Source organism: Sorangiineae bacterium MSr12523 (assembly GCA_037157775.1).
Classification (GTDB): Bacteria; Myxococcota_A; Polyangia; order Polyangiales; family Polyangiaceae; genus Pendulispora; species Pendulispora brunnea.
Genome location: CP089982.1, coordinates 10,713,920 through 10,725,578, shown reverse-complemented (window position 1 = coordinate 10,725,578; position 11,659 = coordinate 10,713,920). Strand labels below are relative to the sequence as shown.

The 11,659-nt window shown below is 62.4% G+C and carries 9 protein-coding genes; 7 read left to right on the top strand and 2 right to left on the bottom strand.

Features of this window, described 5'->3' with window-relative positions:
- Positions 1–8 precede the first annotated feature (8 nt).
- Positions 9–521 carry a peptidase M23 gene (locus LZC95_42250; protein ID WXA93061.1) on the top strand — a complete coding sequence of 171 codons (513 nt, stop codon included), beginning with the start codon at positions 9–11 and terminating at the stop codon, positions 519–521.
- Positions 522–650: 129 nt separating this feature from the next.
- Here the strand turns inward: LZC95_42250 and LZC95_42245 are convergent, their stop codons facing one another.
- Positions 651–956 carry a hypothetical protein gene (locus LZC95_42245; GenBank protein ID WXA93060.1) on the bottom strand — a complete coding sequence of 102 codons (306 nt, stop codon included), beginning with the start codon at positions 954–956 and terminating at the stop codon, positions 651–653.
- 71 nt (positions 957–1,027) lie between these two features.
- On the opposite strand from LZC95_42245, the gene LZC95_42240 reads away from it, so the two are divergent.
- The 5 genes from LZC95_42240 (at position 1,028) to LZC95_42220 (ending at position 8,602) form a co-directional block, all read left to right on the top strand.
- Complete coding sequence (locus LZC95_42240) at positions 1,028–2,092, top strand: Rpn family recombination-promoting nuclease/putative transposase (protein WXA93059.1); 1,065 nt, start codon at positions 1,028–1,030, stop codon at positions 2,090–2,092.
- Positions 2,093–2,134: 42 nt separating this feature from the next.
- The gene (locus tag LZC95_42235; protein ID WXA93058.1) at positions 2,135–3,874 is read left to right on the top strand and encodes a sigma 54-interacting transcriptional regulator; all 1,740 of its coding nucleotides are present in this window, start codon (positions 2,135–2,137) and stop codon (positions 3,872–3,874) included.
- 248 nt (positions 3,875–4,122) lie between these two features.
- Positions 4,123–4,746 (top strand): hypothetical protein, encoded by a 624-nt coding sequence (locus LZC95_42230; GenBank protein ID WXA93057.1) that lies wholly within the window; start codon positions 4,123–4,125, stop codon positions 4,744–4,746.
- Positions 4,747–4,860: 114 nt separating this feature from the next.
- Positions 4,861–5,643, top strand: a complete 783-nt coding sequence (locus LZC95_42225) for a hypothetical protein (GenBank protein ID WXA93056.1) — start codon at positions 4,861–4,863, stop codon at positions 5,641–5,643.
- A 133-nt stretch (positions 5,644–5,776) separates the two neighbouring features.
- Positions 5,777–8,602: a protein kinase gene (locus tag LZC95_42220; GenBank protein ID WXA93055.1), complete on the top strand. Its 2,826-nt coding sequence runs from the start codon at positions 5,777–5,779 to the stop codon at positions 8,600–8,602.
- Here LZC95_42220 and LZC95_42215 read toward each other — a convergent pair.
- Positions 8,578–9,024, bottom strand: coding sequence for a hypothetical protein (locus LZC95_42215; protein ID WXA93054.1), 447 nt, complete (start codon positions 9,022–9,024; stop codon positions 8,578–8,580). The two genes, LZC95_42220 and LZC95_42215, sit on opposite strands and share 25 nt — an antisense overlap.
- Before the next feature lie 810 nt (positions 9,025–9,834).
- Here LZC95_42215 and LZC95_42210 point away from each other — a divergent pair.
- Positions 9,835–11,439, top strand: a complete 1,605-nt coding sequence (locus LZC95_42210) for a tetratricopeptide repeat protein (protein WXA93053.1) — start codon at positions 9,835–9,837, stop codon at positions 11,437–11,439.
- The last annotated feature ends 220 nt before the right edge of the window (positions 11,440–11,659 follow it).

Here is an 11,659-nt window from a genome sequence, read left to right as displayed (position 1 = left end):
TAGGCGTCGTGGCAGTCGTCGGCTGGGCCGGCGCCGTCAATGCGGAAACGGCGGTGGGCCCTATTTGCGATCAAGGCGCACGAGTGGGATCGACCACGTATTATTCGTGCAACGGCGCTTCGCACAATGCCCTCGATATGAGCAATGGCACCTGCAGCGAGTGGAACCACCGCGGCATGATCAACGTGAGCAAGTACTACCGGTACTACGGTGGTTGCGCGAACACCTGCAGTGGCTCCAGTTGCAACGGCGGCGCGGGCAATTACTACGTGGTGAGCGGCAGCAACGGCTGGGAGTTCCGCCAATTGCACGTCAACGCCAATGGCAGCTCCGGCTCCAAGACCTGCGACCGCTGTCCGCTCGGCCTCGTAGGGTCCACCGGCCAATCCACGGGCGCTCACGTGCACGCGGACAATCGCCAATACGGAACCCGCAAAACGGCTTGGTACACCAGCGTGGGCACCACATGTGGCTCCAGCGCCTATTGCGGCAATAGGGTAGGTACGCCCACGTTGCAGTAGATTCGTGGCGCCGTGGCGTGGCTGCGCGAACTCAATTGCCCAGCCACGCCACCACGATGGCGATATCGGTCTTCCGACGCGTTTCGGTACGACGCGGCTGCGGTGGCGAATTGGATCATGGGGCGATGTTCACGGTTCTACGGATATGCATTTCCCGAAAATGGACGATGACCCAATCCATCCATTGATGCGTCCTCGGTTGTTCCCGATTTGAAAGCGCCCAGCTTGAATGGCCTTTACCAGATGCAGGTATTCCGTTCCGTGTACTTTGCAAAGAACGATGTCGCCGGGCCGTAATTCGTCATGGTCCTGAACCGGCACCACGGTGCAGAGATTCCCGCTCTCGATCTTGCCCTTCATCGAGTGCCCGCGCGGCCGAAACTGCACCGTCTCCCCCGCCCGAAGCTTCTCGATGTACGCCGTTGCCCAACCCATGGGGAAGGTTATCCCGCAAAACGCTCGACGCGCACAACTGTCGCGATGTTGCGACCGATGAATGGTGAGCCATGTCGAAGTCTCCGAGTCCCCACGATGCCTTGTTCAAGGCCAGCTTCGGCCGACCTGATATCGCTCGGAGCGAGCTGGAACTGGTCCTGCCGCGAGCCATTCTCACGCAGCTCGACCTTTCGACCCTCGTCGTCTTACCGGGATCTTACATCGATGACGATCTGCGACAGACGCATTCGGACTTACTCTACGGCGTACGGACCGTGTCTGGCGAGCCGTCGCTGGTGTGCGTTTTGGCCGAACATCAGTCCAAGTACGACGCGACGATGGCGCTTCGCTTGCTCGAGTATGCACTACGAGTTTGGCGAAGATGGCTTGACGAGCATCCGGGCGGCAAAATTCCTCTGCTCATATGCCTCGTCTTGCATCATGGGGAGGGGGGATGGAGTGGTCCGCCGGAGCTCTCCTCGATGTTCGACGCGAGCTCTTCCGCGATCGAGGCAACTCGCGAATTTATACCGCATTTTCGCTACATTCTCGACGATCTCACCGCTCTTTCCGTGGAGGTGCTTGCCGGTCGCACGATCCATGTGCTGGGTCGCCTGGTGCAGATCGCGTTGTGGACATCGAGTTCACTCGAACGATTCGAGCAAGCTGCACCTCTGATGCAACAACTTGCCCGGGTGACGACGCGCGATGCGGCCACGCGCACGCTTTTGACCCGGCTCTACGTTTACCTGCTCCAGGTGCTCAGGGATGTGGACGCTCGCGCAGTGTACGATAAACTCGTAGAGATCGCAGGGCCCGAAGGAAAAGAGGACGTGATGACTGCCGCGGAACAACTCATGGCCAAGGGAATGGCGGACGGTCTGGCCAAGGGAATGGCGGACGGTCTGGCCAAGGGAATGGCAGACGGTCTGGCCAAGGGAATGGCAGACGGTCTGGCCAAAGGCCGCATCGAGACGCTGCGAATGGCGATCGAGAAAGCCCTCGAAGCGCGAAAAGTCACTCTCTCGGAAGCCGGACGGGCGCGGCTCGAGGGGTGCAGCGATTCCGACGTGCTCGAGCGCTGGTACGAGAGGGCGCTCACCTTGAATGAGGAATCGGAAATCTTCGGTGGGTGAAGGCGCGTTGCCTGGAGGGCAACGCGCTCTATAGAATCGCCCGTGGTGGAAGCAGTTTCGACGAAACGTCTCATCGTTTCCGGTGGCATGGACGCCGGTGGGCAGTTGCTCGTGGACGAGCAGGTGAAGCTCGTGGGGCGGGCACGGGATGCGCATCTCGTGCTGAGCGATCGGCGCGTGTCTCGGCATCATTTTCACGTGTTTGCCACGAAAGATGGCGTGCACATGCGCACGTGCAACAACGCTTCGCCGCTCGTTTATGGCGGGCAGGAAGTCCATGATGCGGAGGTTCACGTCGGCGGAACCGTCCTCGTCGGGGATACCACCTTGCTCGTCGTCGAGTCCGGTGCATTGGAGCAGGAGAAGGCGTCTGCCCACGATGGGGCGACCACCGTCGCGTCCCTTCTCACGGGCGCCGCCTCCGAGATTCGCGGATTGGCCGCGATGTATGCCCTCAACGAAGCGCTCACGCCGGCTTCCGATGCGCAGGGCATCGAGGGCATTCTTGGCTCGTGGGTCAAACAGCATGCGCCGTGCAGCGCGGTCGAACTGTTGCCCATCGATGAGCGAGCCCGCGCGTCGGAGAATGGCGAACCCCTCGTGGAAACCGCGTTGGCGGACGGTAACACGCGCATCGCCGTGCCCACGTACGGCGCATCCATCGGAGGGGTCGCGTTCACCCTCGCGATGCCGCCATCTCGGATCGGCGATTCGCTTCGCCGGCTCCTCGTTCTCGCGGCGTCGCTCTGCGGGGCGCACCTCGCGCGCTTGTCCGTGCTCGCCACCGTGAAGGAAGATCGCGAAACGTTGCGCCGCCAAGCCGTCGGCAGCGCACACGCGTTCCTCGGAGATTCGCCTGCCGCCGTCGAGCTCACGCGCATCATCCCGCGCCTTGCGGGCTCCGATGTCACCGTTCTTCTCCTGGGCGAAACCGGCGTGGGAAAAAGCTTCGTCGCGCGCCTGCTCCATGAGACGGGGCCTCGCCGCGACGCTCCGATGCGCATCATCAACTGCGCTGCGATTCCCGAGGCCCTCATCGAGAGCGAACTTTTCGGCCACGAGCGCGGCGCCTTCACCGGCGCCATTGCCACCAAAGTCGGCGCCTTCGAAGCCGCCGGACACGGCACGATCCTCCTCGACGAAATTGGCGAGCTCCCATGGCCAAGCCAGGCAAAGCTGCTCCGTGTCCTCGAGGAAAAGAGCTTCGAGCGCGTTGGCTCGAACCGCGCGCTCGCCCTGCATGCGCGTGTCGTCGCCGCCACCAACCGCGATCTCTCCGCCATGGTTGCCGAGGGCACCTTTCGCCGCGATCTCTATTTCCGAATCTCGGCCGCGAAATACACCGTGCCTCCGTTGCGCGATCGCGGTGACGACCTCGTCTTGCTCGCGCAGCGGATTCTCGCGGACATCGGCCCCAGCGCGGGACGGCGGCTCGAGGGCTTTTCGAGCGATGCGCTCGAGGCCGTGCGCGCTTATTCCTGGCCCGGCAACGTCCGCGAGCTTCGCCACGCCATCGAGCTGGCCGTGGTTCTCGGTAGCGGGCCGCTCCTCACCGCCGCGGATCTTTCTCTCGCGCCGCCGGCTGCAAGTGCCCCCGCGCCCGAGGGGGAGGGCGAGGTCGAATCGCGCGACACGGTGCATTTGCCGGCGAAACTGGAAGACATCGAGCGCCGCGCCATCGACGCCGCCTTGCGAGTCACCGGCGGCAACGTGACGAAGGCCGCCGCGCTCTTGGGAATCAGCCGAAACACGCTGCACAACAAGATGCGCCCAAGAACGTGACAGTGCCCAAAATCGAGACAGTGCGAGTGCTCAAATTTTGGGCATTCGGCTCGGGGCGAGGCGCGCAAAGCCGCTGAAAGTGACTGGTTCCGTCTTGGCGCGCCACTTGCTCAAGCATGCACCCGAGCGCCCCTCGGGGGGAGGTCCACTCATGGCCCTCTCTTCCACCACCACCACCACCAGGGGGGCGCTCTTCTTTCTTTTCTTCTTTTCTTTCGGCCCGAAAAGCCTCGCGGGGTGTCGACGCGATGTCATTGGCCAGACTGTGCGAGCTTGCCTCGCCGCCGCTCGTCCAAGGTTCGCCCTATCCGCTGCACGGCCACTTCGGTCATGGCGTCGGCGATGCCATTCATTCGCTCTTGCGGCTGAAGAACGGCTTTTTCGCCTTCGACGACGCGCTGCACGTCTTTCCGGACATCAACGTGGGCCCGTTGCCCGGCATCATCCGCTGGAACGATCTCGCCACCTGGCGTTACGCCTACGGCGGCCTCGCCGACCGCGGCGTCTTCTTTGCCGACACCATCTTTGGCGACGCCTTCGTATGGCGCGGTCGATCCATCTGCCGCTTCGACGCGCAAACCGCGACGTACTTTCCCATGGCGAGCTCCATGGCCGAATGGGCAGCCGCGCTGCTTCGCGCCCCAACGTTATGGACCGGGCAAAAACTGGCCGCCGCCTGGCAAGAGCGAAACGGGCCATTGCCCCGCGGCCAACGGTTGATCACCAAAGAGCCCTGCGCGCCCGGCACCGAATACAAAGTCGAAAACCTGCGCGCCATGGACGCCATTGCGAGCATGCGCTTGCGCGGTGAACTCGCACTGCAGCGGCGATGCGACGTGACCTCGGGCGTCCACAAACGCGCTGCCGGCTGAAGACCTCAACCCGAAGAGGATCGTTCGGGTCACGCGCGATGAGCCAGCTCTTGCGGCATCTTATACGGGGGCGACTGCGAGGGCGTGGCCCGTAGCTCTTCGATGGGGGGATCCATGGCAGGCGAATTCGATCCGACGTTGTACGCCACACTGCCGACGCGGTCCGTGGCGAGTACCTTGAGCTTTGCTCGTGCATTGCTCGAGGCGGCGCCGAGGAGGCAGGGAGCGGCCCAGCAGAAGGCACTCGGCAAAGTCCGCGACGCCGCCGTGGCCCTTCAGGCGATGTGGAACGAACCGCACACCGCGCCGAGCCCAGTTGCCGTGCGCGCATTCGATACCGCCCTCGATGTGGCCTGGCGCGCACTTTACGTTCGACTCAATGCTTATGGAGCGCTGCCTGTCGACCGCCATCCAGGAGCGCGCCGCGCACTCGATCTCGTTGCCACTCTCTTCCCCAAGGGACTTGGCTTTTTGACATTGCCCTACAGCGAGGAATGGGCCGAAAGCGATAAGCAACTCACGACCATCGCACAGCAGAAATTCGCCCACGATCTGGACGCCCTTTGCGGCCCCGAGTTTCTCCCCAACGTGAAAATCGCCCACGACGCCTATGGCAAAGCCCTCGGCATCACGCACCCCATCGAAGCCGGCACCGCCGCCATCGCCGTCGCCGATCCATTGCGTGCATTGCAAAATGCCATCGCCGCCTACGCCCGCCGCACCCTCGGCGAGGTCGACGAGGACGAGCCCCACACCGTCACCACAGCCCAGGCGGCCCTGCGTCCCTACGAGGACTTTCGCAACCTCGCCACCCGCCGCGGCAAACCCGACGAATCTGCCGATTCAGAGGAACCGATTCATGCACCCATTCCGCAGGCACCCGCCGCATTGGATTAGTGCGCGCCCGGCTCGAGGCTCGCTGGTCGCGACGTTGCGAAAATCAGCGAAGACCGATGGGAATGTAGAGACAAGCGTCCCTTGACGCTGGGAAGAGCCGAGCGGCATCATGTCCGGTCGGAAGAAAGCTCGGATGTCAGGGCAAGCCGTTTCAAAACGCGTGCTGGCGCGGGTCGGTACCGATGTACAGAAGTACCGGATCGAGCGGCTGATCGGCATCGGCGGCATGGCCGCGGTGTACGCTGCGACCCACCGCAACGGGAACCGGGTCGCGATCAAGTTTTTGCTCGAGCGATACGCCGACGACCCCGCGATCTGCCGTCTCTTCAGCCGCGAAGCCTACGTTGCCAACGAGGTGGGCCACCCCGGCGCCGTCAACGTGCTGGACGACGACATCGACGACGACGGGTGCCCTTTCATGGTCATGCCGCTCCTCGAAGGCGAATCCTTGCGCCGCCGATGGGAGGAAAAGGGCAAACGACTCCCGCTCACCGAGGTCGCCGTCTTCATTGCCGACGCCCTCGACGTTCTGGCCGCGGCACACGCCAAGGGCATCGTTCACCGCGATATCAAGCCGGACAATTTGTTCGTGACGAACACAGGTCACGTCCGCGTGCTCGACTTCGGTATCGCGCGCCGCCTCGAGGGCGACGGAACGGGGACCGCGACAGGACAGATGCTCGGAACCCCTGCGTTCATGCCACCCGAGCAGGCGCTCGGCGAGCGAACAGCCATCGGACCGCACAGCGATTGCTGGGCGGTCGGGGCCACGATGTTCTTGCTCTTGTCAGGGGAGTTCGTTCACCCGGCCGACAACTCGAACGCGCAACTGGCCGCCGCCGCGACGAAGCGCGCGCGATCGCTCGCGGAAGTCGCGTCCACCTTGCCCGTCGCGGCCGTGCAGCTCGTGGACAAGGCTCTCGCCTTCGACATCGGCCAGCGCTGGCCGTCGGCGCGTGAGATGCGTGAGGCATTGCTGGAAGCCTTTGGTAGCGCGCTTGGGAAACCGGTGTCGGATGTCGCGACGGACGTTCGCCGCGAAATCGCGACCCAATTGTCTCCCGCGGGCGACGATCTTCATGCGAATACGACCCTTGAGCGCGAGCACCGTTCTCAAGTGGGCGGCATGACGGAGAGGGATGCGCAGACGTCGGGCGGCCCCAAGCAAAGCCGCGCCGCTGCAGGCAACATTTCAGGCCCATCCCGCCATGTCGGAGACGAGGCAACGACCGTGCTCGCCGCCGGCGTCGTGAAAGGAGTCGCGCCGCGCACGCGGACAATTTGGGTGTCGGTGATAGGACTGTTCGTATTCCTGGCCGTGGGCGTTGCCGTGCTGGGCCGAGGTCAGGGCAAGCAGGCAGAGGTTCCCGCAGTACCGACGGCCAGGGCGACGACCATCGTCGATCTGCCGATTTCACCTACCTGCAAAAACGAAGCTGTCATTCACTATCGCGAAGGGCTCATCGCGATGCGCAAGGCGACGTGGGACGTGGCCCACGCGGCATTCGAAAAGGCTGCTGCACTCGATCCGGCATGCCCTGAACCTCACGTGCAGTTGGCGCTGACGGGTTACTCGTTGACTTATCCCATTGCAACGGAGCGCGAATGGTTTCGCCAGGCCCTTGCCGTCCGCGATGCGCTCGGCGAACGAGACCGTCTCATGCTCGACGCGCTCTCACCCCTCATCATGTCGGAACCCGCCGATCGCCAAGAGACAACGCGTCGACTCGACGAAATGGCTCGAAGGTTTCCGTACGATGCGCAGGTTCTCGATTATGCGGCAATAGCTCATCTTCTTAGCGCCAGTGATCCGGCGACGGCCCAGCGCGTATTGGAGTTAGCGCGCGAAGAGACAGCGATCGACCCGTTGGCCGCAAATGGCTGGCAAATGCAGGCCGGTACCTACGCCTTGCTGGGTCGACAGGATGACGAGAGGGCTGCACTCCGCAAGTGTCTCGAAGTTGCGCCTGGCTCGACGGATTGCCTCGACCAGCGTGGCCGCAGCCTCCGGGAATGTGGCGAGTGTGAAGCTGCCCTGACCGACACACGTTCATGGATCGTCAACGCACCGAGGAATCACCGCGCCTATTTGACATTGGCCCAAGCACTAGCGGCCACGGGCGCTCCCCTCGAGAGTGTGGAGTCCGCGCTTCAGCAAATGCGCGATCTTGGCTCGAAGGAGTGGAGTGACGTCATCTATGTATACTACTCGGCCCTTCTCGCGGCGCTGAACGGCGATTTCGTACAAGCCCAAAAATTGGCCGAGCAAATGGCTGCGCAGGCGCAAGTATCGTCGGTGCTTTTGCATCACGTGCGCATGTCGGCGCTCCTCGTGGATATTTTCGTGGAGACAGGTCAGGAAGCTCGTGCCGTTCCCGTAGCTCAGCGTTTTCTGCGACGAAAGAGCGCAGCCCCGGCGGGCTTCTGGCGCGCAGCGGCATTCGAACCCTTGGTCCTTTCCGCAATGTTCCGGCCGGCCCGTGCGCAGTGGCTCGACTGGTCCGAGCACTGGGAGAAAAGTTCGCTGTCAGAACTGACCAAGCAGCAAGCCTGGGCGCTGCGTTGGGGCCCCATCAGCGACACGAAGGACGTAGGTGCGCAAGCTTGGGCAGCGCGGCCAAGCGAGGAGCCATCCGCCCTGAAGCCAGCCGATCAACAGTACATCGTCCCGGTCATGGCCGATGCCTTCGAAGGGCGGATTGCCCTCGCAGCGGGCGAATACGAGAGTGCCGTCAAATCGCTCGAAGCTTCCGTCAAACCTTGCTTCAGGCTGGAGCAACCGTTCCCGAACACGCGTGCCCATTTCTGGCTCGGACAGGCGAAAGAGTACACCGGTGACGTGGCGGGCGCTTGCAACGCGTACGGCGTCGTGTTGCAGCGCTGGGGCAATGCCAAGCCGCGGTCCGTCACGGCGGAAAACGCCAAGAAGCGCGCTCACGCACTCGGGTGCACGCTGTGACCCGTGATGGGGATTCGCTGTCGTATGTGCCGAAGCGCCTGTTGGCCCGAGTTGGAAAGGACGTCGGAAAGTACCGTATTGAACGACTGATTGGCATGGGTGGTATGGCCGCGGTCTACGCTGCGACACATCGCAATGGTCATCGAGTCGCCGTGAAATTTCTGTTCGAGCACTACGTCGACGACTTCGATGTGCGGCGCCTCTTTAGCCGCGAGGCCTATGTCGCGAATGAGGTAGAACACCCGGGAGCGGTCAACGTTCTCGATGACGATGAGGACGAGCAAGGATGTCCGTATATCGTGATGCCACTGCTCGAGGGGGAAACTCTTCGCCGTCGATGGGAAAGTAAGAATAGACGTTTGCCGGTCGCCGAGGTGGCGGTTGTCATCGACGACGTGCTCGACGTGCTTCAGGCTGCGCATGGCAAAGGTATCGTGCATCGCGATATCAAACCTGACAATTTGTTCGTTACTTCGATGGGGCGTGTTCGCGTGCTGGACTTCGGCATCGCGCGGCGTCTCGTTGGGGGAGGAACGGGGAGTGCAACAGCTCACATGATGGGCACGCCCGCGTTCATGCCCCCCGAGCAAGCATTGGGGGAGCGCCCTGCCATCGGTCCACACAGCGATTGCTGGGCGGTCGGGGCGACCATTTTCGCGCTGTTGTCGGGACGGTATGTGCACGAAGCCGATAGCGCAGGTGCTCAATTGGCGGCCGCGGCGACGAGACGCGCACGGTCACTGGCAGAAGTCGCACCGGAGCTGCCCGACTCGATCGTGCAGTTCGTGGATAAGGCCCTAGCGTTCGCTCCGAGCCAACGATGGCCTTCCGCGAAGGAAATGCGTGACGCTCTGGCGTCGGCCTTCGAACCCGCCTTGGGTAAGTCAATTCTCGACGTGGCGTCCGACGTTCGCGCCAAACTCGTCTCGGAGTTGTCGGTCACCGTCGACGATGTTAACTCCAGCGAGACATTGCCACCGCGACGCCGTGCTCAAGACGTGCCAGCGGATACCGAACAGCGGCTTCCCTCCGCAATGCAGGAAACTGGCAGAAGTACGCGTGATCCACGGACGTCAGAAGAGGGGCAACATCAAACCGTGCTGGCCGCGGGGGTGGCGGCGCCAGGAGCATTGCCTCGAAAACGAAGACGCGCCGCCGCCTTGCTCGTAACGTTACTCGTATTGATTTCGGGTGTGACGTTTTTCGCGATTCGTCTGCGTCAATCCCGTACCGTGTCCTCCTCCTCGGTGGTGCCCTCGCTCACACCTACGACGATTTTGCACCTTCCCATCTCGTCCATCTGCAGCAAGGAAGCGGAGGCTCACTATCGGGCAGGACTCACTGCGGTGCAGGGAGCTTCTTGGGAAGTAGCTTCCACTGAATTTCAGAAAGCGACGGTTGCCGATCCCACATGCCCCGAGGCAGCCGTGCAGCTTTCATTGATCACGTATGCCTTCAATACGATCACCGAGGTGCGCGAGCAGTATCGACGGGCGCTTTCCCTTCGGGATGCGATGAGCGAACGAGATCGCGCGATGCTCGATGCATTGTCCCCGCTCATCTTGTCCGAGCCGGCCGATCGCAGTGAGTGGGCACGACGGCTGGACGTTCTGGCGGAGCGATTCCCGCTGGATGCGCAAATTCTGTACAACGCAGGACGCGCCCACATGATGTCTGCCACGAGTGCCTCGGAGGTGGAACACGTTCTCGATGTTACGATACGCTCCCTGACCATTGACCCTCGATATGCCGATTCCTGGCAACAGGAAGCGCAAGCCCTCATCTATCTAGGGAAATATGACGAAGCCATCGCTGCCCTCGACAAATGTCTCGAAGTAGCGCCAGGTGCGGCGGATTGCCTCACGGAAAGAATCACTGCGAGGCAGGCGAGCGGCCAATGTGGGGAAATTGCCGCCGACGCGCGAAGGTGGATTGCAACGGTGCCCAGTGCATACTGGTCGTATGTCGATTTGGCGAACGCGCTTTTTCTCGAGGGAGCACCCACGGAAAGCGTAGAGCTCGCGCTCGAACAGGCGCGAAACAACTATCCGGGACCAAGAAGAGATATCTTCTTCACGCGCTACCGTATTGCATTGACCGTTCTAAACGGTGACTTGGCGAAGGCCGAAGAACTCTCGCAGCAATTGATCGAACTCGCGCGCGATTCGTCCATGGAGTTCGACCGTCTCAACGCGAGTGCATTCATGGTCGATTTGTTGATTGAAACGGGACGGGGTGAAGCAGCTGCAAAGCTGGCGGAGCAAGTCCTGCGTCGCAAGGGGGCTCTGGCCGACGGTTACTGGCCTGCGAAAGACGAGCCGTTCCTTTGGGGTACATTGCTCGCGCGAGACAAGATCACGCTTTCACGCTGGCAAACCGAAACGGATTTGTGGGCAGCTCGCGTTCACTCGAATTTTACCCTGCGGCAGCTCTGGGGATATCGCTGGGGACCCGTGAGCACCATTCGAGACCTTGCGCAGCAAGCCTGGAGTCAGCGGCCTAATGAGCTCGCAAGTGCATCGTTGCTGGGCGAACGACGCGAAGCGCGGAGCCAAGCTCGACTTGCGGAAGGGCGAATTGCATTGGCCGTTGGTGAGAACGAGGAGGCCGTCGCGGTGCTCGAATCGGCCACCAAGAATTGCAACGGTATCCACAATCCGCTCTACGGACCGCGCGCCTACTATTGGCTCGGGCAAGCCAAAGAGCGCGTCAACGATGCGGCTGGTGCCTGCGCTGCCTACGACGCCGTGCTCAAGATATGGGGCAAAGCCAAACCGCGCTCTCTCACGGCGGACGATGCGCGAAAACGAGTTCGGGCCCTTGGGTGCAAGCGGTGAAGGACGCGGAAGCGACCGAGCCTGTTCCCCCCAAGCGCCTCCTGACGAGAGTCGGAGCGAACTTGGGAAAGTATCGCATCGAGCGTTTGGTCGGCGCGGGTGGCATGATGTTCAATCCGCTCGACAACACACGGACGTATCTCTGGCTTGGTCAGGCAAGGGAACGAATCGGTGACCTGCCGGGCGCCTGCAGTGCGTATGGTGTCGTCCGGCGGCGGTG

Coding starts and splice junctions, on each gene's coding strand:
- LZC95_42240 (WXA93059.1), top strand. CDS start 1,028: ATGTCGAAGTCTCCGAGTCCCCACGATGCCTTGTTCAAGGCCAGCTTC.
- LZC95_42215 (WXA93054.1), bottom strand. CDS start 9,024: ATGCGCAGCCTGAAGCACGTCGAGCACGTCGTCGATGACAACCGCCAC.
- LZC95_42225 (WXA93056.1), top strand. CDS start 4,861: ATGGCAGGCGAATTCGATCCGACGTTGTACGCCACACTGCCGACGCGG.
- LZC95_42230 (WXA93057.1), top strand. CDS start 4,123: ATGTCATTGGCCAGACTGTGCGAGCTTGCCTCGCCGCCGCTCGTCCAA.
- LZC95_42245 (WXA93060.1), bottom strand. CDS start 956: ATGGGTTGGGCAACGGCGTACATCGAGAAGCTTCGGGCGGGGGAGACG.
- LZC95_42220 (WXA93055.1), top strand. CDS start 5,777: ATGTCAGGGCAAGCCGTTTCAAAACGCGTGCTGGCGCGGGTCGGTACC.